Source organism: Paenibacillus sp. FSL H8-0122, from assembly GCF_038005345.1.
Taxonomy (GTDB): Bacteria; Bacillota; Bacilli; order Paenibacillales; family Paenibacillaceae; genus Paenibacillus_AQ.
The window spans coordinates 4,722,322-4,744,480 of the sequence record NZ_JBBOTB010000001.1; the positions used below are offsets into that span (position 1 = coordinate 4,722,322).

At 55.2% G+C, this 22,159-nt stretch carries 19 protein-coding genes and 1 pseudogene; 7 read left to right on the forward strand and 13 right to left on the reverse strand.

Annotated elements, in window-relative coordinates:
- Positions 1-26: 26 nt before the first annotated feature.
- Together NSS64_RS20345 and NSS64_RS20350 are read right to left on the reverse strand one after the other, a co-directional pair.
- On the reverse strand, positions 27-911 hold the full coding sequence (locus NSS64_RS20345) for a carbohydrate ABC transporter permease (RefSeq protein ID WP_036722627.1): 885 nt from the start codon (positions 909-911) through the stop codon (positions 27-29).
- A gap of 16 nt (positions 912-927) precedes the next feature.
- Positions 928-1,899 carry an ABC transporter permease gene (locus tag NSS64_RS20350; RefSeq protein WP_340942761.1) on the reverse strand — a complete coding sequence of 324 codons (972 nt, stop codon included), beginning with the start codon at positions 1,897-1,899 and terminating at the stop codon, positions 928-930.
- Positions 1,900-2,414: 515 nt separating this feature from the next.
- Between NSS64_RS20350 and NSS64_RS20355 the strand changes: the two genes are divergently transcribed.
- A complete protein-coding gene (locus NSS64_RS20355; RefSeq protein WP_341141315.1) occupies positions 2,415-4,403 on the forward strand; it encodes a beta-galactosidase in 1,989 nt (662 codons plus the stop codon).
- Between the two features lie 511 nt (positions 4,404-4,914).
- Here NSS64_RS20355 and NSS64_RS20360 read toward each other — a convergent pair.
- The 5 genes and pseudogenes from NSS64_RS20360 to tnpA all read right to left on the reverse strand — a co-directional run bounded on the left by NSS64_RS20360 (position 4,915) and on the right by tnpA (position 8,585).
- Positions 4,915-5,976 carry a methyl-accepting chemotaxis protein gene (locus NSS64_RS20360; RefSeq protein ID WP_341141316.1) on the reverse strand — a complete coding sequence of 354 codons (1,062 nt, stop codon included), beginning with the start codon at positions 5,974-5,976 and terminating at the stop codon, positions 4,915-4,917.
- A 116-nt stretch (positions 5,977-6,092) separates the two neighbouring features.
- On the reverse strand, positions 6,093-7,124 hold the full coding sequence (locus tag NSS64_RS20365; protein ID WP_341141317.1) for an FIST signal transduction protein: 1,032 nt from the start codon (positions 7,122-7,124) through the stop codon (positions 6,093-6,095).
- 213 nt (positions 7,125-7,337) lie between these two features.
- Positions 7,338-7,634: a transposase gene (locus tag NSS64_RS20370; protein ID WP_341142859.1), complete on the reverse strand. Its 297-nt coding sequence runs from the start codon at positions 7,632-7,634 to the stop codon at positions 7,338-7,340.
- Positions 7,631-8,209: a hypothetical protein gene (locus tag NSS64_RS20375; RefSeq protein ID WP_341141318.1), complete on the reverse strand. Its 579-nt coding sequence runs from the start codon at positions 8,207-8,209 to the stop codon at positions 7,631-7,633. The genes NSS64_RS20370 and NSS64_RS20375 overlap by 4 nt, the downstream gene beginning before the upstream one ends.
- Positions 8,181-8,585, reverse strand: a pseudogene (gene tnpA, locus NSS64_RS20380) (IS200/IS605 family transposase). The gene NSS64_RS20375 and the pseudogene tnpA overlap by 29 nt, the downstream one beginning before the upstream one ends.
- Before the next feature lie 275 nt (positions 8,586-8,860).
- Between tnpA and NSS64_RS20385 the strand changes: the two are divergent.
- Both NSS64_RS20385 and NSS64_RS20390 read left to right on the forward strand, forming a co-directional pair.
- Positions 8,861-9,046: a hypothetical protein gene (locus tag NSS64_RS20385; RefSeq protein ID WP_076079676.1), complete on the forward strand. Its 186-nt coding sequence runs from the start codon at positions 8,861-8,863 to the stop codon at positions 9,044-9,046.
- A gap of 42 nt (positions 9,047-9,088) precedes the next feature.
- A complete protein-coding gene (locus tag NSS64_RS20390; RefSeq protein WP_341141319.1) occupies positions 9,089-9,577 on the forward strand; it encodes a YfbM family protein in 489 nt (162 codons plus the stop codon).
- Between the two features lie 832 nt (positions 9,578-10,409).
- On the opposite strand, the gene tyrS is transcribed toward NSS64_RS20390, so the two are convergent.
- Positions 10,410-11,669, reverse strand: coding sequence for a tyrosine--tRNA ligase (tyrS, locus tag NSS64_RS20395; protein ID WP_341142860.1), 1,260 nt, complete (start codon positions 11,667-11,669; stop codon positions 10,410-10,412).
- 582 nt (positions 11,670-12,251) lie between these two features.
- Between tyrS and NSS64_RS20400 the strand changes: the two genes are divergently transcribed.
- Complete coding sequence (locus tag NSS64_RS20400) at positions 12,252-12,833, forward strand: LOG family protein (RefSeq protein WP_341141320.1); 582 nt, start codon at positions 12,252-12,254, stop codon at positions 12,831-12,833.
- A gap of 103 nt (positions 12,834-12,936) precedes the next feature.
- Positions 12,937-14,448 (forward strand): amidase, encoded by a 1,512-nt coding sequence (locus tag NSS64_RS20405; protein WP_341141321.1) that lies wholly within the window; start codon positions 12,937-12,939, stop codon positions 14,446-14,448.
- A 117-nt stretch (positions 14,449-14,565) separates the two neighbouring features.
- On the opposite strand, the gene NSS64_RS20410 is transcribed toward NSS64_RS20405, so the two are convergent.
- The gene (locus NSS64_RS20410; protein ID WP_341141322.1) at positions 14,566-15,000 is read right to left on the reverse strand and encodes a MarR family winged helix-turn-helix transcriptional regulator; all 435 of its coding nucleotides are present in this window, start codon (positions 14,998-15,000) and stop codon (positions 14,566-14,568) included.
- A gap of 119 nt (positions 15,001-15,119) precedes the next feature.
- Here NSS64_RS20410 and NSS64_RS20415 point away from each other — a divergent pair, with 119 nt between their 5' ends.
- Both NSS64_RS20415 and NSS64_RS20420 read left to right on the forward strand, forming a co-directional pair.
- Positions 15,120-15,575 (forward strand): CBS domain-containing protein, encoded by a 456-nt coding sequence (locus NSS64_RS20415; protein ID WP_340942781.1) that lies wholly within the window; start codon positions 15,120-15,122, stop codon positions 15,573-15,575.
- A gap of 203 nt (positions 15,576-15,778) precedes the next feature.
- On the forward strand, positions 15,779-16,981 hold the full coding sequence (locus NSS64_RS20420) for an ROK family protein (protein WP_341141323.1): 1,203 nt from the start codon (positions 15,779-15,781) through the stop codon (positions 16,979-16,981).
- Positions 16,982-17,804: 823 nt separating this feature from the next.
- On the opposite strand, the gene NSS64_RS20425 is transcribed toward NSS64_RS20420, so the two are convergent.
- The 4 genes from NSS64_RS20425 to NSS64_RS20440 all read right to left on the reverse strand — a co-directional run bounded on the left by NSS64_RS20425 (position 17,805) and on the right by NSS64_RS20440 (position 22,143).
- Entirely contained in the window at positions 17,805-18,812 is a 1,008-nt protein-coding gene (locus tag NSS64_RS20425; RefSeq protein WP_341141324.1) for a glycoside hydrolase family 130 protein, read from the reverse strand.
- A gap of 82 nt (positions 18,813-18,894) precedes the next feature.
- On the reverse strand, positions 18,895-19,731 hold the full coding sequence (locus tag NSS64_RS20430) for a carbohydrate ABC transporter permease (protein ID WP_340942786.1): 837 nt from the start codon (positions 19,729-19,731) through the stop codon (positions 18,895-18,897).
- Positions 19,732-19,745: 14 nt separating this feature from the next.
- A complete protein-coding gene (locus NSS64_RS20435; RefSeq protein WP_340942787.1) occupies positions 19,746-20,648 on the reverse strand; it encodes a carbohydrate ABC transporter permease in 903 nt (300 codons plus the stop codon).
- 106 nt (positions 20,649-20,754) lie between these two features.
- Positions 20,755-22,143, reverse strand: a complete 1,389-nt coding sequence (locus tag NSS64_RS20440; protein WP_341141325.1) for an ABC transporter substrate-binding protein — start codon at positions 22,141-22,143, stop codon at positions 20,755-20,757.
- Positions 22,144-22,159 lie beyond the last annotated feature (16 nt).

The following is a 22,159-nucleotide window of genomic DNA, read 5'->3' on the forward strand; positions in this document are numbered from 1 at the left end:
CCTCCCTTTATATGTTGACTAACCGGTTACCCTTTGACTGAACCCAGCATCACCCCTTTGGCAAAATGCTTCTGCAGAAACGGATAGACGCACATAATCGGCAGGGTGCCGACCACGATGACGGCCATTTTGATTGACTGTTCCGGCGGCTGCACGAAATTCGGGTCCATGGAGCTGAGATCCCCCGCTGCCGACTGGGACAGCATGACGATCTGGCGCAGCATCACCTGCAGCGGCCACTTGGATGGATCATTAATGTAGAGCAGCGCCGAGAAGAAGTTATTCCAATGTCCGACCGCATAAAAGAGCGTGAATGTCGCCAGCACAGGCTTCGACAGCGGCAGCACAATCCTCCATAACAGCCCCAGCTCGGTACAGCCGTCAATGCGTGCCGCCTCCTCCATCTCAGCCGGAAGCTCCTGGAAGAAGTTCTTGACGATAATCAGGTTGAAGGCGCTGATCGCCCCCGGAAGAATCAGGGCATTCAGCGTATCGAGCAGATGCAGCTCGCGGATCACCAGATAGGTGGGAATCATCCCGCCCCCGAACAGCATGGTGAAGATGACCAGATTGAGGATCAGATTGCGGCCCATCAGGTACCGCTTCGCCATCGGGTAGGCCATGGTAACCGTGAAGAACAAATTAACTGCCGTACCGATCACCGTCACGTACAGTGAGACCCCGATGCTGCGGACAATGGTATCTGTGGAGAAAATAAACCGGTAAGCGTCCAGCGAGATCGTCGTCGGAATCAAAAAGACAGCGCGCTTCGTAATTTCCGCCTCGGTGGCGAAGGAACCGGCGACTACAAACAGGAACGGCAGGATGGCCGCGATCCCGATGATGCCCAGCACCACGTAATTAAACACGTCAAAGGTGATTTCTCCGGCGCTGCGGTAACGTTTAGCCACACTCTTGGCCTCCTTTTCAATATAATCCGGATTCGCCTGACTTCTTGGCGAGCCAGTTGGTGCCGAGCACCAGCACGACCCCGATGACCGATTTGAACAAGCCGACGGCGGTGCTGTAGCTGAACGCTCCCTGGGTGATCCCCAGCGCGTACACATAGGTATCGAAGACCTCGGCCACCTCACGGTTCAGCGCATTCATCATCAGATAGATCTGCTCGAACCCGTTATCCAGAATCGTGCCCATCCGCAGAATGAGCAGAATGACAATCGTGCTGCGGATCGCGGGCAGTGTAATATGCCAGGTCTGGCGCCAGCGGCTGGCCCCGTCCACCACGGCTGCTTCATACTGCTCCACATCGACACCGGCCAGGGCAGCGAGGAAGATAATCGTCCCCCAGCCGCATTCCTTCCAAATGGTCTGCAGAATAATCATCGGGCGGAACCAGTCGGGACTGGCGAGAAAATCAATTTTGCGCCCGGTGACCGCGAACAGGAATTCGTTGACCGCACCGCCCTGTGTCGTAAGGAACACGTAGGAGATACTGGCGACGATGACCATGGAGATGAAATGGGGTACATAAATCAGCGTCTGAATCGTCCTTTTGTAGAAGGACAGCCGGATCTCATTCAGCAGCAGGGCCAGGATAATCGGTGCCGGGAAAAAGAAAACCAGGTTATACAGCGACAGCACCAGCGTATTGCGCAGCAGCATGAAGAAATCAGGGTTCTGGAAGAACGTACGGAAATGCTCCAAGCCGACCCAGCCGCTCTTCCAGAAGCCCAGAAATGGCTGATAATCCTTAAAGGCGAGCAGCACTCCCCACATCGGCACATATTTGAACAGCAGGAAATACAGGAGTCCGGGGCTGAGCAGAATATAGAGCCATTTGTCCCGCTTCAGACGTCTGAAGCGCTGCTCGCGCCTGCTGCGGCGGAAGCTTGTACCCGCGCTGATCTCTGCTGCCTCCATTGCCGCTCCTTGCTTCATTGACATTCACCTCCGTATGGATAAGCAGCCTTCGCACTGCACTGCTTTGGTTGCGCTTTCTATTATGGTAGGCGGGTGTTTTTCCGGCAATCGGACTTTTTGGACAGCGCCCGGTATGGCTTCAGCGCCGCTTCCGCAATAAAGTCCAAAACCGGCAAAACTTTACTATTGCATGTGGGGGGCGGACACTATATAAATTGAACCTTGTAAGTACTCAGTATGGGATAGCCGTGACTCCAGAGAAGTTTTGGGCTTCCGGCCGCTGCCCTTCTGCAGATTTCTTTGATTAGACCGCTGTTCGCGGTAGAAATCCGCATAAAGCCTATGCTTCCGATGCGAGCTTTCCTGCGGAAAGCTTTCAGGCGGACGCTACCGCTCCTACAGCTCCAAAATCCCCCTCCGCCACTCCTCCCAAAATTTATGTTTTCAAGTTCAAACTATATAGCTTAGGGATGGGGAATAGAAAGATAAAATCATACAGAGCCCGTGCGGGCTTTTTCCAGGAGGTTAAAAGAATGAAGCAAAAGCTATATTACGGCGCCGCGTGGTACCCCGAGCTATGGGGGGAGGCTGAGCGGCAGCAGGATCTTCGGCTCATGCAGGAGACCGGCATTAACCTGGTACGTATGGGCGAGTTCATCTGGTCGCTGCTGGAGCCGGAGGAAGACTCCATCGATGTCAGGCCGTTCGCTGAGCATATCGTTAAGTTGCATGATTACGGCATCGATACAGTCATGTGTACGCCGACCGCGACCCCGCCGGTCTGGCTGACCCACGGGCGCCCGGAGCGTCTGCACATCCGGGCAGACGGCGCGGTCATGAGCCACGGGTCCAGACAGCATGTCTGCACGAATAACCCTTATTTCCGGCAGCGTGCTGCGCTGATCACGGAAGAGCTGGCCCGGGTGCTGGGGCCGCTCCCCGGCCTAGTCGCCTGGCAGCTCGACAACGAGCTGAAGGCACATGTGGCGGAATGCATGTGCGGGTCCTGCCGCTCCCTGTGGCACGAGTGGCTGAAGCACCGCTACGGCAACACCCTTGAGCTCAATGATGCCTGGGGAACCGGCGTCTGGAGCCAGACCTACCAGCGGTTCGACCAGGTGCCGCAGCCGGTAGCTACGCCTTTCCTGCATAATTCATCGCTCGTCACCCAGTACCGGCTGTTCCAGATGGAGAAGGTCGCAGAGTTCGTGGGGGAACAGGCGGCGATCATCCGCCGCTATTCGGCGGCTCCGATCACGCACAACAGCAATGTCCCTTTTCATCTGGACAATGAGCAGCTGTTCCGGGAGCTTGATTTCGCTTCGTTCGACACCTACGCCTCTCAGGCGAACAGGCACGCTTATCTGTTGAATTGTGACCTATGGCGCGGGTTCAAGTCCGGGCAGGATTTCTGGCTGATGGAGACCAGCCCGGCCTATGCCGCTTCGCTCACGAGCTACGGCGATCCGCACCCGGACGGCTATCTCACCGCCGAAGCCGTGGCAGCCTACGCGCTGGGGGCAGGAGCGTTCTGCTACTGGCTGTGGCGGCAGCAGCGCACGGGCAGCGAGCAGACGCACAGCTCGATTATCAGCGCCTGGGGCCAGCCTGCGCTCGGCTATGACAATGTGCGCGCAGCTTCCGCCGCCAGGCTGCGGATCGAGCCGCACATGCTGAATACCCGGCCGCTCAAGGCCGAGGTGGCGATTACTTATTCGGACCGGGCCAAGGCGTTCCTGGCCACGGAGCCGCACCGGCAGCTGAACTACCGTTCCCTGCTGGGGGACTTTTACAGACGGATTCTCGATCTGGGGATTCACCGTGACCTGTTGCCGGAAGGCGGCGATTTAAGCGGCTATAAGCTGCTGTTCACGCCTTTTGTCCATTATCTGTCACCGGAATACATGGAGAAGGCACTCGCCTTCGCTGAAGCCGGCGGCATCTGGATCGCCGGCCCGCTTAGCGGAGGCCGCACCGCCGAGCATACGCTGCATACAGATGCGGCGCTGGGGGAACTGGAGCGCTACGCCGGAGTGAAGACCACCTTCGTCTACCCCATGGAAGGGACCGGCAGCATCGGGGAGGCCTTCGGCCACTCCGCGCCGCTGTCCCTGTGGAGCGCGGTCTTCGAGCCGCTGCCGGGAGGAGCTTCTGTGGTCGGCGTCATTACCGAAGGCCGGACGCCGGGCCGGGCCTACGTGACCGAGCAGCCCTATGGCCGGGGAGCCATCGTGATGCTCGGCTCGCTGCCCGCAGGCGGCGAGGGCGACAAGCAGCTGTGCGCGCTGATTGAGTATTACGCCTCCCGCGCCGGGGTCACCCGGCGCAGTGATGTCACCCCGGGCACCATCGTCTGCCCCAGACGCGGCACTGCCGGAGAGCTGTGGACGCTCGTCAACATGGACGGGCTGGGCGGCAGCGTCACCCTGCCGCGCAGCGGGCAGGATGTGTTGACCGGCGCAGCCATACCCGCCGGTCCACTGTCCATTGGCGCTTATGAATACAGGCTGATTGCCCTGTAGGCCTGATTGGGGGCTCATTAGCGGCGCAAAGCATCGGAGCTTATGCATTGAATTCGTCCCATCACTCTTGGAGCAAAGTATAAGTTTTCATCCGAGGCGGGCAATCGCGGATAATTGTAGTCTGTACAATTAAAAACAGCAAAAAGAACGTTATTGCTCTTCTAACTGTATTCTGTACAGCTAATCTTCACGAATAGGTGAGAACCTAGATACAGAGGGCGAATTAAATGTACGAAATACAACTAAACCGATGATTGGTGATACATCAGACGCTTTAGTTGTACAAAGTGCAATAAAGTATTACTGCATGCACCATAACCTGAGGTTGGTAAGCTCTCAGCGCACCGGATTACCGGCGGGGCGTGGCATACGCTGGATCGGCTCCTTTTGCAGACAGAGCTGCACCGGCCCGTGTGATCTTTGTTTACCTGCGCAAGCCAAGCGTGCATTGCACACAAAACCACCCGGCAGCATGTCCCACTGCCGGGTGGTTTCCTTTTACCATATCTGCTTATACGTTAGTCTTCTCTGCTTCTTCCGCCTGCTGGAGCAGCCCGATCTGATGCAGATGATTCAGCAGTTGCTGGTAATGGTCGGCCTTCTTCTGGACGGTAAGAACCAGCTTACGGAACTGGTCTGTGTCCTGGCCCGATTTTTCCAGAATGCGCAGCAGGTCGCTGTTGATCTGCTCCACATCCTCCATGCTGCTCTCCTGGGACTCCTGGATTTTCTCCAGATGCTCGAAGACCTGCTCCTCGGCGACTACGATTTCATTCATATATACGGTGGACTCACCGATCTTCGCCGTGGTCTCGTTCATCGCGAGCATCCCGTCCCCGGACTTGCTGTGGATCTGCTCCATGACGCGGGTCATTCCTGAGAGTGAACCCATAATCTCCTTCACATGGCTGCGGGTACCGTCAGCAAGCTTACGGATCTCCGTAGAGACAACGGCGAAGCCGCGTCCATGCTCACCAGCCCGCGCCGCCTCAATCGCCGCATTCAGCGAGAGCAGATTCGTCTGCTCGGCAATATCCGTGATGATCTTGGCCAGCTGCTCAATGCTGTGGAAATGCTCCCGCAGATCCTCATTCAAAGCAACGAACTCAGTAAATACCTCCGAGGCCTTCTGCATTTCCGCAGAGATCTGGATATTGGCTTCCTTGGCAAATTCGATCTTGTTGGAGGAATAGGACAGGCTGCCGTACATTTCATTAATCAGATCTTCAGTCTGTCCGTTGTTGGCCTTCAAATGCTCCAGGAGCCGCTGAGTCCCGGCGATTTGGCCGATCATCTCCCCGCCGCCTGCCCGCAAGGCCTCGAAGTCCTCCACCAGTCGGGCCTCTTCCTTCAGGATAGCTCCAGTCTCAAGGCGGATCTGCTCCGCCAGGGCATAGGCATGTTCGCCGTAAGACGCCGTGCCTGAAGCGTGTGCAGACGGTTCTACGCTATCTTTACCGCTTAGAGGTACAGGTGCGCTAGCACCCCTTTCCTTTACTGCGACTTTTCCCTCTGATATAACCGTTTCTGTTGATGCGACTGTATCCTTAGCTGCGATCACACGCTCTGCCATGGCTTTCTCCGCTAACCCGCTTGTATTACTGTGACTTTGAACGCCTTCAGCAGAGGGGGTTCTCCCCCAAGCTGTGCGCAGTTTGCTTAACCACTCCATCCGATTTCAACTCTCCCTTATTCAACCAGCAGCAGAATCATAGTCTGATTGGCATGCTTAGTATAATATTGCTCTCCATAGCTGATGAAGCCTGTAGTGTTGCCGCAGAACCCAAGCATCCTCTGGTCAAAAGCTCCCCAAAGACCGTCCCGTGTAAACAGCTGGTCCCGCAGCGTACAGTTAATATTGAGCACAAACGAAGGCTGGAACGGACTGCCGCCCAGCGTCTCCTCCAGCACTGCCAGCGGATCGGCTGAACTCAGCAGCTCCACATAAGTACTAGACATCATCTGGCTGTAAAAGGTGACAGAGCCATCCGGATGAACCGCCTTCGGGGAGGCAATGATCAGATCATCCTCGTATCTTTTGCCCAGCGGGCTGCTCAGAAAATGCTCTGCCAGCTCCTTCTCCGGCACGCCCAGGACACGCGCGTATTCCCCGGCCGCAGGCCGCCCGTTGAAGGAATACACCCTTCTGCCGAACACATCGGCTTCTGTCACCAGCAGCGTCTTCCCGGACGGGAGATATATATTCTCTTTGACCAGGGCTATGCGGGCAGCCATATTGAAATAAATCCCCAGGTTCCGCACCCGGCGGGTTCCTATATAGAGGTAAGTCTCGCCGCGCTCATCGTCAGCCGCACTGCCGCCAATCACCTTGAATTGCGGGTCCATAAAATACAGCGAGGAGAGCAGCATCTCTTCCATCCCGCCTGTGCCGTCACAGAGCAGCATCAGAAAAGCATTCGGATTGCCACAGGCCTTGCGGTAAGCAATCTCCAGCGTACTTGCGCTAAGCACGGGAGGATGCAGAATCTCCACAATATCTGCTATACCGGCTTCGTATTCAAAACCTGTAATTACGCCACTGCGGTAGCCCTGCGGAGTATATTCCCCCTTGGTTGAGCACAAAACAGCCCGTGAAGGCGCATGACGGGATAATTCCCGGACAGCCGCAGCCGCAGCGAACAGCACCAGCCCACGGTTCACATCCAGCTCCTCCAGATGGTGCCTGGCCTCGTCCAAGGTGTTAAAAGATACAGCTATCATTATGTATACCAAACCTTCCTTTACGGAACTTCCTCCCGCATGCTGTTACTGAAAAATTAAGTTATAATTTTCAATACTACTCATGTTGAACCTCCACACCCTTAAAAGGGTAGGATTCTTAGCTAGTTAACGGGCGCATACGTTTCCGCTTTGCCCTACTGCTAAGTTAAGGGCGAGTTCATTCGCCCATCCTAGATCAGAGCGTATAGCTATCTAGGCTGGCAGACTGTTACCATCTGCCACAGGTTGACGCATGATGTTGATGGCACCGACCCGATCCCGATGCGCTGTATAACCGCAGTCGCACTGATACGTTCGATCCTTTGCTTTGTTCCGCTCTCCACAAGAGGGACAGGTTTGCGAAGTGTATGCCGGATTCACTTCAACCACTTGGATTCCAGCGAGTGTCGCCTTATATCCGATGAACATTTGCAACTGATAGAACGACCAATGATGCAGGTTTTTAGCGTTTTTACGACTTGTTCTTGTCGTCTTACGAATATCCGTCAGCTTCTAGAAGTCACGACAACAGCAGGCACTTTCAAGCCTAAATCAATCCCCATCACTTCATGACCCTCGGCTGGCTCAGTAGGGCGTTCGATTGAAATTTGAACAAACCATTTCGCTGACTTTTGAACCACGCGCAGAAGTCCAGGCTTCCCATTTGAAAGCATGTCTCGCTCCCGATCCGGCAGAAGCACAGGAACAACAAACCGTTGTACTTTTCCATCCAGGATCACGGGGAAAGAAATGTGGTTGCCCAAAATCGTATAATTTTGATTGTTCACGTAGTACACCCTCTTTTGGAGAAGAGGCCGCTTTTTCGTTTTCTTGAACCGCTGAAATAGGCTTTTGGCGTCTCGAATCACTTGATTCTTTACGGCAGAGGGTAGATTGGCATTAATGGTTTTTGAAGTTAGTTTGGGAAACGTTCCAGACCGTTCGGCTTGCTCCGTTAATTTGTTGACGGTTCGAATGTATTCGCCCCCCATATCCACCAATACAGACGGATGGGTTGGAAAAATGCGGATTTGAATCGTTACGGTTTGCAGGGTTTCACCCCCTCTTTTTTTGTTCTTCAACATATTGTTTGATCGTTTTGCTTGAAACGTTCCCTGCGGTACTGACCAAGTAGGAACGAGTCCAGAGGGAAGGCAAGTGGTTCAAGTGCTTAAATTGTTCACGGAGGCACCGGGAAGTGAAGTGATTCTTTTCAGTTTCGCCATAAGTTCTGCGGGAGAATCGGTGGGCAGTGCGTTTAGAAAAATATACACATGATCAGGCTTTACTTCCATTGCGAGTAGCTGCCAATCCTGTTCGGCACATATCTCTATAACGATTTGCTTAAACTGAATCACCACTTGATCGACTAGCACTTTACGTCTGTATCTAGAGCAAAAAAACAAAATGATAGTTAATGAATGATACGGTTGTTTTGGTATTTCTGTAGGATTGTCTCATACCTAAATTGTAGCATTTAAACAATTTAACTACTACAAGAACACGCGCTCATTTAGTACAATTTTTACAACATAAGGATGTTCCTTAAACAAAGACGATTCATCCCCCCTAAAGGAGTGGGCTTTCGCGATTAACTTCTGTAAAACCAGAACCGGGTTCATTGTCTGTGAACAATGTCGCAACCTGTGCCGAGTTTCCCTGGAACGAGGTTGAGCTCTTCCTGCAAACCCAGTATCATGAATATATCACAGATCACAGAAAAGAGGCTTCGGCATATGACCTATTCCCAACGCTCCACCCACCCCGCTGCCGCATCCGACTACACGTATCTGGAATATCAGATCGGTATAGCTACCGATGAATTGGCAGTCGCGGTGAAAGCACAGGACGAGCCCCGGGCAGAAGCTATCCGGCTTAAGATTGCTGAACTCGAAGACAAGCTTGCGCTGCTTGAGGATTAAGTACAACTACTCTATCCCAACGATGGAAGGAAGGCTGATAGAATGGCGATACGCGGATATTACTTTGCAATGGATGATGAACTGGTGCAGCAAATTGCCGCAGGCAGCACCCCGCTGGCGAGCTTGAACATAGACAAGTACCCGGGGCTGGATATCGACCGTACCTGGGAGGCGATTCACTACCTGCTCTGCGGTGATATATCGGATGGGCCAGCGCCGCTCGGATATGTGGTCCCGCTGCATTCAGACCAAGGTATTGAGTTCGGGTCATACGGGGCATTCTGCCTGCGTGCCGGACAAGTGGCCGAAGCGCTTGACGCCATCTCCGGACTGGATGAAGCGCAGCTGCGCCAGCAATATGATTTCCGGACCATGGCTGAGGAGGAGGTCTACCCGCTGGACCCTGATACGGTGTCTGACGATGACGCGGATGCGTTCTTTGCCTACCTGCTCCAGTTCTTCACCGAGATCAAGCGGTTCTACAGCCAGACTGTCGCTGCTGGTAAAGGCATTGTTTTCTATTTGTTTTGAAGCCTGACTCGCCCGCCTGATGGCGGGCTGGACGGGTGAGGTGCACTAATGCACTTCATTTGCTCGTTTCGGCCTCTTCGGCTGAATTCGGGTGCACTTATGCTCCTGATTCCCTTACTCTAGCCCACTTTCGGCGAAATCAAGGGCACTAATGCACCTGATTTGCTCATTTCGGCCGTTTGCGCCAAATTCTGGTGCACTTGTGCTCCTCATCGGCCCCCTCTTCCCACCCGGCAGCTATTAGAGGAATTTATACACTTGATTCTCTCATTCAGCCCACTTCCAGCAAGATTAGAGGGATTTATACACTTGATTTCCTCATTCAGCCTACTTCCAGCAAAATCAGAGGGATTTATCCCGCTAATCTCATCATATCCAGCTACACTTCCGGCCTACGGTGATCAGGGGAGGAAGGCGGGAGACCGTCTCACCTTCCGCGACCACCACAAAAGGCTATCCCCGTCATTGCTGACAGTGGATAGCCCAATCACTCAGTTACTTCACACCATTCTCATTCTAGCTCACCTAGCACAGCCTCACTCAGTTGCCTCATTCTAGCTCCCCTTGCTCAGCCTCACTCAGCTGCCTCATTCTAGCTCACCTTGCTAAGCCTCACTCAGCTGCCTTATTCTAGCTCAATTTGCTCAGCCTCACTCAGTTGCCTCATTCTAGCTCACCTTGCTCAGCCTCACTCATCTACCTCACCCTAAACACCATCAACCTCGTTCCAGTTCACCCTCAGCCTTGTTCCAGCCTAACAACGCTCCAGATCTGGCTCAACATCCGGCCCGCGCTACTCGCCTTCCGCAAACCATCACCCGGCAGCTTGCGCTTAGACTAGCTTCACCAGGCTGTAATTCTTCTTGCCCTTGCGGACGATGATGAACTTGCCGCCGATCGCATCGTCAGCTGTTATCTCCGTCTCCAGCTCATTCACACGCTCCCCGTTGATCGAGATTGCGCCCTTAGTAATATCCTCGCGCGCCTGGCGTTTGGACGGCTCCACTCCCAGGTCCACGAGCCAGTCTACAATGTTCTTGGTCTCAGTGCCCGCTGTGAAGGTCGGCATTTCCTTGAAGCCTTCCTCAATTTCGTCCGCAGTCAGGGAGCGGATATCGCCGCTGAACAGTGCCGCGCTGATGCGTTTAGCCTGCTCCAGCAGCTCCTCGCTGTGCACGAAGCGGGTCATTTCCTCGGCCAGTGCTTTTTGCGCTTCGCGTTTATGCGGCTCAGTGGCTACCTTCCCCTCAAGCGCCTCAATCTCTTCCTTGCTCAGGAAGGTGAAGTACTTCAGGTATTTAACCACATCCCGGTCATCAGTGTTCGCCCAGAACTGGTAGAACTCATAAGGGGTGGTCTGCTTCGGATCGAGCCAGATGGCGCCGCCGGCGGTTTTGCCGAACTTCGTACCGTCTGCTTTCAGCATGAGCGGAATGGTCAGGCCGAAGGCTTTGGCTTCGTTGCCTTCTTTTTTACGGATCAGATCGAGGCCACTCGTAATATTCCCCCATTGGTCCGAGCCGCCGATCTGGAGCTGCACATCCTCATTCTGGTACAGATGCAGGTAGTCAATGGACTGCAGAATCTGGTAAGCGAACTCCGTGAACGAGATGCCGCTGTCCAGGCGGCTGGCGACTACATCCTTGGCGAGCATCGTGTTGATGCTGAAGTTTTTGCCGAAATCACGCAGGAAATCAATGACGTTCATATCCTTGGTCCAGTCGTAGTTGTTCACCATCCGCACCTGATTGTCGCCATCGGTAATGAACAGCTTCTTCATCTGGGCGCTCAGCGCCTCCACATTCTCCTGCACTTGCTCCATCGTCTGCAAAGAGCGCTCGCTCTGGCGTCCGCTCGGATCGCCGATCGTTCCCGTAGCCCCCCCGATCAGAATCACCGGACGGTGACCGGCCAGCTGGAAGCGCCGCAGCATCATGAATGGAATCAGGTGGCCGATATGCATACTATTGCCCGTCGGGTCCACGCCGCAATACAGCGATACCGCCTTACTCTCCGTCAATTCACGCAGTCCGTCCGCATCTGTCTGCTGGTTAATGGCATCGCGCCACAATAGCTCGTCGATAATGTTCAACATGTACAGCCCCTTTTGTGTAAGTGATTGTTCTATATCCCTTGGTATCCGTCAAAAAAACAGCAGCCATACCGCATCAGCCTCTGAAGCTTATGCCCGCCACGCACCCAGCCAGCAAATCCGCACAGACAACAAAAAATCGCCCCTTGTCTATTCAGACACAGGGACGATTATCATTAACCGTGTTACCACCCAAATTGCACAGACCTGATGATGCACGCAGGTCCATACCACTCTCAGGCGAGTTATCGTTCGCTTAGCTCCGCTTGGCATTACCCAAGATACTCCCGAGGCGTAATTCGCAGTCCGCTTGTGTGTACCGGGTTCCATCGACCCCCGGCTCTCTGGGAACAGGGACAAGGCTGCTACTGGCTCGTTCAACGTATACCAACTATAAGATTACAGAAAGTATAGCCGCTCCGCAAAAGGTTGTCAATGCGGCGCACTACCGCAAGTAAACCGCCTGCTCCGGCAGCGAGAAAAATGTTACATGCACCTGAATCCGTGATACATTAGGTAGAGGAAACAACCGTTCTTCAAAGCACATTACATTATCTTAAGATAAAGGAGAGTCAGCAGCTTATGAAGAGTATCGCAGTGTTCTGCGGTTCCAGTGAAGGGACTTCGCCCGTATACAAGGAATCCGCTATTCTACTCGGCAAGGAGCTTGCCGCACGTAACATTACGCTGATCTATGGCGGAGCTACTGTAGGCTTGATGGGCGCTATTGCAGATAGTGTGATGCAGGCCGGAGGTCAGGTGATCGGGGTGCTGCCGCATTTTCTGAAGCAAAGGGAGATCGAGCACACCCGTCTGACGGAGCTGATCATGGTAGACTCTATGCACGAACGGAAGCTTAAGATGTCTGAGCTGGCGGACGGATTCATTGCTATGCCGGGCGGCCCGGGCACGATGGAGGAGTATTTCGAGATCTTCACCTGGGCTCAGCTCGGCCTGCATCAGAAGCCCTGCGGACTGCTTAATGTAAATCATTATTATGATCCGCTGATTACCCTGTTCAGCAACATGGCCCGGGAACAATTCATGCAGGAGAAGCATCATTCCATCATGCTGAACGCTACCACGCCGGAGGGCATTCTGCAGCAGTTCGCAGAGTACACGCCGCCTCCAGTGAAACAATATCTTACAGATGAGCGCACTTGAAAAGTCTCTGCCCTCCTTATAACGCAATATACTATGCGCGAGACTGCAGCTATAGCCTGACCGCTAAGTAGCCTGCCTGTTCCTGCAGAAAGAGGTTATACCTATGTCGTTGTCTGCTTATTCCGGTTATGATGCGCTGGGGCTTGCCGCCCTAGTTAAGGCACGGGAGGTCTCGGCGCGTGAGCTTGTGGAAGCCGCCTATGCCCGGATGGATGAGGTGAATCCGCTGCTGAATGCGGTGGTGCGCACCCGCCGGGAGGCTGCGCTGAAGGAGGCTGCGGAGATGCCCCTTGATTCCGGGGCCGGGGATACCCCCCGTCCGTTCGCCGGAGTCCCCTTCCTGCTGAAGGATATCTCGCAGGCGATTGGCGGCGAACCGCTGACCTCGGGCGCTCTGCTGATGAAGGACAATATCGCGAAGCGGGACTCCAACTATGTGGCCCGTATCCGGCGCGGCGGCTTCATTCCGCTGGGCCATACGAATACGCCGGAATTCGGGCTCAAAAATATCACCGAGCCCCTGCTCCACGGCCCGGCCCGCAACCCCTGGAACCCCGCCTGTTCACCCGGCGGCTCCAGTGGCGGTGCGGCGGCAGCGGTTGCCGCCGGGATCGTCCCGGCCGCCGGAGCCAGTGACGGCGGCGGCTCCATCCGCATACCGGCCTCGTTCACCGGCCTGTTCGGGCTGAAGCCGACGCGCGGGCGCACGCCGGTCGGCCCGGGGATCGGCCGCCAGTGGCAGGGCGCGTCGATTGATTTTGCGCTGACGCGCTCGGTGCGGGACAGCGCCGCGATGCTGGATCTGCTGCAGGTGGTGCAGCCGGAAGCGGCTTTTCAGACGCCGCTGTATCCGGGCGTCTACCTGGACGATCTGCTGAAGCCTGCGCAGCGGAAGCTGCGGATCGCCTTCACCACCGCTTCGCCGGTGGGAACACCGGTATCCGCTGAGGCGGTAGAGGCCGTGCTGAAGACGGTCAAGTGGCTGGAGTCCGAGGGCTATGAGGTGGAAGAGAAGCTGAGCCCGGTCAACGGGGTGCGGCTGATGGACAACTACTATACGATGAACGCCGGGGAAGTATCCGCCATGTTCCTGTCGCTTGAGAGCGCCATGGGCCGTGCAATTAAGGCAGAGGAAGTGGATATTGTCACCTGGGTGCTGGCCGAAGCCGGGAAGCAGGTCTCGGCGGCAGAATTCGTGCACAGTCTGCACGAATGGGATGTAGCCGCTGCGCAAATGGCCGCGCTGATGGACCGCTTCGATCTGTATATTACTCCGGCTAATGCAGACTCCGCCCCGAAGGTCGGAGAGCTGACCCAGACCACGGCGGAGACAGAGGAGCTGATGCAGGTCAGCGGGCTGCCGAAGGATGCGCAGCGGCGGATGATCTATGAGATGTTCGAGCCGAGCCTGACCTACACGCCCTTCACCCAGCTAGCCAACCTGACCGGCCAGCCCGCCATGAGCGTGCCGGTGCATCTTACGGCCGAAGGAATGCCGATCGGCGTCCAGGTCATGGCCTCCAAAGGGCGCGAGGACCTGCTGCTCCAGCTCGCCGCGGCTCTGGAGCAATCCCCGCTGTGGGTAGGGATGAGCGGGAATGCAGGCTTTGCTTGAGACCTGTTCCGCTTCCCTGAATACTATGCAAAGGGCCGTCCGCAGCGTGAAGTAACGCTGCGGACGGCCCTTTTGCTGTGATGTCTGCAGTGGGCTTCCAGAGACTTCCGGGACCCATCAGCCCTCTTCCAGAAAAGTTGCATTGAACTTCCGCAGCAGCTCCCCGAACAGCTGTCCCTCCTCCTCCGACCAGTCCTTTAGCAGTTGTTCGATCATCTCCTGCCGGACCTGCCGGTTCTCTTCCAGACTCGCTTGGCCCGTCTCCGTAATCTGCAGCGAATAAGCCCGCCCGTCCACAGGGTCTGGTACCCGGGTGATGTACCCCTTACTCTCCAGTGAGGCAGCCTGCCGGCTGACCGTAGAAATATCCAGCTGAAACTCATCGGAGATTGCCTTGATCCCGGCAGTTCCTTCACGAGATGCAATGTGATGCAGCAGCAGGTAGGCCGCACGATCCAGATTGCCGATTTTTTTGAACGTGGTAATTGAAGTGAGACGGCGGAACAGAACCGCCATTTCCAGCTCTATTGTCTCAATTGAATGTTTGTCCATGCCGGTTGCCCCTCTTCTCTTTTATTCATTGACTTTACTCTTTCCACTTGTATAATACAAGTATATACTTTCATGATACAACTTATTTCTGCAAAAGCTAATTTTCAGGGGGAACCGGTATGAAAGCCCATGAATTCATGGTCCGTCAGGTGTACAAGGTGAAGCAGGAAGACACCGTACGGACTTTTATTGAGAAATGTATTGCCCACCGGATCAGCGGCATGCCTGTAGTGAATGACCGGAATGAGATTGTCGCCTACCTCAGCGACGGGGATATTATGCGCTATATCGGCAGGCATGAGGATCTGATTGTGGATTCTTTTTTCCAGATTAATGTGTTCGTCGGGGATAATGATCTGTTCGAGGAACGGGCGCAGAAGCTGCTGGGTCTGAACGTAATGGCTATCGCCAAGAAGAAGGTCATCACTGTGCATGCCGAAGAAGATATTGAAGCCATCGCCACCATCCTCGGCAAAAAGCAGATCAAAAAGGTTCCCGTTGAACGGAACCGTGTGCTGGTCGGCATCATCAGCCGCGGCGATGTGATCCGCCATTCCTTCAAGGCGCTGCTCTAGGATGAACAATCCCCTCCACTAGCGCCTACTTATCCTCATGTGCTGCCTGACCGTCCAGCGTCTCTCCCCGGCAGCGGCTACAAGTTCGAAATGGCGCTTACGCTCTCCTTATGATAGTTGCGGCACCCTGCTTTTTATGTCATTGTTGAAGCAGATGTAGTCCATTCGTCAGGTATAGTCTTTTCATAAGGAGAGAACCATCTGTGCTGCCTATTCATGAAATCATCGCCAATCCCAAAGCCAAAGAGATCTATTTCACGGTCAGAAAACACGGTACCGTCTCCAAGCAGACCCTGCTGGACGAAAGCGGGCTGACCATAAGCACGTTAACACGCATCCTGGATGAGCTGTTGTCCCAGGAGCTTCTGGTTGAAGTCGGCTTCGGCGAATCCACCGGAGGACGCCGCCCTACCCTTTATGAGACGAATCCATCATACGCTTATCTGCTCGGACTGGAGATCTCCCGGACCCATGCCAAGCTTGTGCTGACGGACTTTCATCTGCGCTTGCTGGGCGAGCATACCTGGAGCATGGATGCAGGGCTTACCCCTGAGCTTCTAATGGAGTCGCTCCACAGACAGGGCTTACAGATGCTTGACGCAGCCTCTGTCCAGCTCAGCCGGGTCGCCGGTCTTGGCATCGGTGCGGTTGGTCCGCTGGATCGTACAGCCGGAGTCATCCTGAATCCGGCCCGCTTTCCTGCAGAGGGCTGGTCACAAGTACATATCAAGGAACAGCTGGAGCAGCGCCTGGGGGTGCCTGTCTATCTGGATAATGGAGCCAATACTGCACTGCTCGGCGAGTACTGGGCCGGCAGCAACCGGATGCAGCAGCACCTTCTCTATCTCCATGCCGGAATCGGCCTGCGCTCCGCTATTATGAACGATGGGCGGCTGCTCTACGGCATAATCGATACCGAGGGAGCGGTCGGGCAGATGATCATTGACCGCGCGGGAGTGCCTCCGCAGATTCCCGGCGGCAACGCCGGGGCCTGGGAGAGCTATGTGTCGGTGCGGACGCTGGAGGGGCAGGCCCGCGAGGCCTGGCGGCTGGGCAGCAGCACAAGCCTCCGTGCTCTGGCAGAGCATGCGGAGGCTTTAGAATTCGTCCATCTGCTGGAAGCGCTCCAGGAGCGCGATCCAGTGATGATCAGGTTATTCGAAGAGATGGCGGTAGCCTGCGGCATCGGGCTGGCGAATCTGATCAATATTTTGCATCCCGAGGAGGTTATTCTCGGCGGCCCGCTGTTCCTAGCGGCAGATTTCTACGAGACAGCCACGCGGATCGCCCTGGAGCGGACCTACTACCGCGGACAATATAACGTCCGCTTCACCCGGAGCAGCCTGGGCGAGCGCGCAGTTGCAACAGGCGCATGCGCGCTGGTGCTGCACCAGTTGACGAGCTGAGGGTGCTGCACATGTTGCTCCAGCAGTTGACGGGCTGACCGGATGCCAGCCGCTCCCGCTGTGGTGCATTTATACACCTTATTTCCGCCTAATGTCCGCTTTCGGCTGGATCTGGTGTATTTATACACCTCATTCCCGCCCTGCGCCTGCTTTCGGCTGAATCTGGTGTATTTATACACCTCATTTCCGCCCTGCGCCCGCTTTCGGCTGAATCTGGTGTATTTATACACCTCATTTCCGCCCTGCGCCTGCTTCCGGCTGAATCTGGTGTATTTATACACCTCATTTCCGCCCTGCGCCTGCTTCCGGCCGAATCAGGTGCATTTGTACACTTCAGCCCGCTTACGGTGCCGGTTGTCTCCGGCATTGTTGCACCTTTTGCAGGATTTCTCTAAATTGGTTACTGGCTGTGGAGCTATTGTTGCAACTTTTGCAGGAATTTCGGCGAACCGGTGCTAATTTGAGCTGTATTGTTGCAATTTGTGCAGGATTTACGCGTTAGCGGCTCCTATTGAACTACATTGTTGCATTTTGTGCAGGATTTCCGCGCTGGCGGCTCCTATTGTGCTGGATTGTTGCAATTTGTGCAGGATTCCTGCGCTGGCGGCTCCTATGTAGCTAATTGTTGCACTTCATGCACAATCTCCTCACGGCCGCTCCTATTGAGCTAGCATTGTTACACTTTGTGCGATCTCCCCACAGTCACTCCTATTGAGCCGGCATTGTTGCACTTCATGCACAATCTCCGCGCACGCCGCTCCAATCATGGCACATGGCCCCAATGTTGTTCCACCTTTCAGCCTTCAGCTAGCTTCCATCTTATTTATTCCCCTGGCTCCAGACAGAGCTGGAGCAGATCGTCCACATGGGCCGTGGCCAGGCATTCCACCGTATCCGCAGAGCCGTAATAGATCTTGACCTCGCCGTCATCCTCCAGAATCATCCCGCCGGGGAAAATCACATGATTACGGAAGCCCCCGCCAATCTCATAATCTGTCTCCGGTGCCAGCAGCGGCTGCCTGCTCATGCCGATCACCTTGCGGGGGTCCTCCAGATCCAGCAGCATAATTCCGGCGGTATAGCGCTTCTTCCAGGTGTCCTCCCAGCCGTGCTTGCCTCTGGCCGGGTCCACATCCACCGCATGGAAGGTGGTCAGCCAGCCCTTGTCTGTCCGGACCGGAGGTGCAGCCGGACCGACCTTATCATTAGCAAACGGCACCTGCTCGACAGCGAGCAGCAGGTTGGAGTTGCCCCAATGCACGAGGTCCGGCGACTCGGAGATCCAGGCATCGAAGCGGTCCCGGCCGCCGCGGCTGTACACCGTGAAGGGACGCTCCAGCCGGACATACTTGCCGCCGATGGTCTCGGGGAACAGTACCATATTGCGCAGGTCCGGTGTAGACAGGCTGAGCACCTCGAAGTGTTCCAGATCATCGGTAACGGCAATGCCGCCGCGGATGCCATGGCGCGTATCCACGGCAAAACACATGTAACAGCGGCCGCCGAGCACGGTCAGGCGCGGATCATAGGCGCGGATAATTTCCTCGTCATGCATTTTGAACACCGGCTTCGGGCCGGCGGTCCAGCTCAGACCGTCGTCACTGTAAGCAATGCCGAGATCCGTAGTGTGGTGCGGCTCCAGCGTCTGATAGTCCAGTGAGCCGTAATCGTTGCGGAAGATCATCACATATTTGCCGTTAAATTTCGTTACACCGGCATTGAATACCAGTGCGGTGGGGTAAGGAACCTTCGCTGCATCCAGCACCGGATTGCCGTGATACCGCCGGATGAAAGGGGCGGATTGCAGAATCGCCGAAACGTGTTGAGTCATGGGGTGTACCTCCTTGAATATTGAATGTGGAATGTTGTGTGTTGAATGTTGAATGTTGAGTGTTATGTGCAGAGCCAGACAGCTACCCCTTCAGGGAACCGGCCGTCATCTGCATGAAGGATTTGTTCGCAAACAGGTAGGCGACGAGAATCGGCAGAATGGATAAACAAGCGCCCGCCATCATATAGTGGGTCTGGGAAGCGGCCGAAATCCCGTATTTCAGGTTCGCCAGCCCGACGGTCAGCGTCTGCAGCTCCGGCTTCGTCATCGTGAACACGAGCGGCAGCAGATATTCATTCCACGCGCCGCGGAAGGTGAACAGGGCGCCTACGCCCAGTCCGGGTCCGAGCAGCGGCAGAATAATCCGCCAGAAGGTCCGGCCGGGGGAGCAGCCGTCTATCAGCGCCGCCTCGTCCAGCTCGCGGGGAATCCCCTTCATGAAGCTGAACAGAATGAAGAAGATCGAAGCATGGGCAGAGATCAGAATCAATATAACCCCCCACAGGCTGCTGTGCAGATGAAGCTTAACCATCAGATCGAACTGCGGACGCAGCACGACCGCCCCTACAGCCACGAACATGGTGAAGGACTGCAGTCCGATATACAATTTTTTGCCGGCAAAATCCATCCGGTCCACCACATAAGCCGCCATGGAGGAGACCAGCAGCGTGCCGACCACTGCCGCCAGAGAGACCAGCAGACTGTTCAGCGTATATCTGGAGAAATTCGCCTGCGACCAGGCTTCGGCATAGTTCGAGAAGTGCCAGCTATCCGGCAGGAAGGTCGCTCCCGCAGTCAGCTCGGCATTCGTCTTGAAGGAGCCGAGAATAGTGATCACAACAGGAATCAGGGTGATAAAAGCAAACGACAGCAAAAAAGTCCACAGGATTGTTTTGCCCAGTATGGTTCTTAGTCTCATAATAGCCTCTCTCCTCAATCGGTCTGATTCATGCGTCTGGATGCGTAGAAATAAATGAGTGATATCATCCCTACGATGACCGCAGACACAAAGGCAACCGCACTGCCGTATCCGAACTCCTGGACCTGAACCGCCGCGCTGCCCCCGCCGACAGGGAAGAATAATTTGTATAAATACAGGAACATGACCTCCGTCTTGCCTACAGGACCGCCTTCGGTCAGAACCATGATGCTCTCGTAGCCCTTCAGAGCTGTAATGATCGCCAGCATAATAACCATCTGCATGACAGGCCCGAGCATCGGCAGAGTGACATAGCGGAACTGCTGAATTTTCCCTGCCCCGTCCAGAGAAGAGGCCTCATACACATCCTCGGGAATATTCTGCAGACCGGCGAGGAAGAGCAGCATATAATTGCCGACCGCGCCCCAGGCCGCAACCAGAATGACGGTGAGCATGGCATATTTCGGCCCCAGCCAGTCCACGCCGGAATCTGTGAGGCCCAAGCGGATCAGGAACTGGTTGAGAATTCCGTTATACGAGTTGAAAATCGTGAAGAAGACTACGGCCATTACGGCTGTACTGATAACGGTCGGCATGAAGAAAATCCCCCGCAGCAGCTGTCTGCCCCGCAGCCCCCGGTTCAATATGGCTGCCAGCAGCAGGGCCAGCGGAATGGTGATCAGCAGCTTGCCGCCTGCATAGACAAATGTGTTCACCACCGAATCCCAGAACTGGGTGTCCTTCAGAATGCGGCTGAAATTAGCCAGACCGGTAAACCGGGCCGTTCCGAACCCTTTGTAATCATAGAACATATAGCGGAACGCCCAGGCAATCGGGTAAATTCCAAGGACCACAGTGAGCAAGGCACTTGGAAAGATAAAGCTATATGAAAATAAGGCATGTTTTGTTTTGTTCATCTGGTTTCTTCCGGCTCCTCTCCCTTACGGCCAGAGCAGAGGGATGAGAGAGTTGCTCCCTCATCCCCCGCTATCCCGGCCTGTATCTCTATCCCTAACCTTCGATCTACTTGGCGAACTTGCCGCCCAGCGCGGCGGGATCAAAGCCGGCATCCGGCTCGGCCTTCACGCCGTCATTCGCAATCACGCTGTCCAGTGCAGCATTATAGCGTTTGTTCAGATCAGCGATAATCGCCTTCAGGTCGCCGCCGTTCAGCATATATTTGAAGAAGGCGTCATCCGATTTCATTCCTTCCGGGGCTACAGACGGATAGACCGGCCACACTCCATCGTGCTTGTTCGGCAGGAAGCCTTCAATGCCGTTCACATCCGGTGTCTTGGCGGCTGCGCTGACGGATGGAACCATGGAGATGCCGAAGCCTTTTTCCTGATAATCCGTCAGCACCTGATCGCCGTACATGAACTCCATGAACTTCCAGGCTGCTTCTTTGTGCTCTGATTTCGAGCTGAGCGCCAGCCATTGGCCCCCGAGGAAGCCGGAAGCCCCCTTCACATTGCCGTCGATGGTCGGAACCGGAGCGGCCGCCCAGTCAATCTTGGCCGGGAACTGATTCTTGTAGACGCCCGGCTCCGAGGAGTAGGACATGTACATTCCGATCTTGCCTTCCGCAAACTGCGCCCGCAGCGGGTCAATATCCAGCGATTCTACACCCGGCAGCATACTGCCGTCATCCTTGATCTGCTTAAAGGCATTGATGATCGGCTCGAAGCCGCTGAAGTCGAAGCGGGCCGTTTTGAAATCATACCCGAAGCCGCCATAGCCGCTCATCTCTGCAACCACCCGCGCCGAACGTGCGAACGCACTGCCGGGGTTCTTGAAGTTCAGGGCGAAGCCGTAAGCACCATCCGCCTTGCCGGCTGCTGTCAGTTTCTTGGCTGTATCCACCAGCTCCTGCAGAGTGGTCGGCGGATGCTCAATGCCTGCTTTGGCGAACAGATCCTTGTTGTATACCAGACGCATGGTCGTTCCGAAGTTAGGCAGGCTGTAACGCTTGCCGTCAAATTCATTCAAATCCGGCATAGCCGGGAATTTCGTCTTCACCTCATCGGTGAGGAACTCGTCAATGGGAGCGAGAAAGCCTTTTTTGTAAAAGGTCTGGATGGTATTCTCCTTCACCCGGATCACATCCGGCGCATCGGAGGTCTGGAAGGACAGATCAAGTGCGGTATCGAAGTCGTCTCCCTTAACGACCAGCTCCACCTCGATCCCGTCAGGATTGGATGCGTTAAACTCGGCTACCTTCTCCTTTATGAAATCCGCGTCATGGCGGTCGCCTGTCCAGTAGCTGATTTTAGTTTTTTCTCCCGAACCAGCCTTCGCCCCTTCTCCCTTGCCTTCAACTGCGTTGCCGCCGTTACCGTTGCCGTTGCCGCAGGCTGTCAGGCCAAGTGCCAGGACCAGGCTCAGAGATGTTATTAGCGTACGCTTCATCATTGGTAGTTCCCCCTTA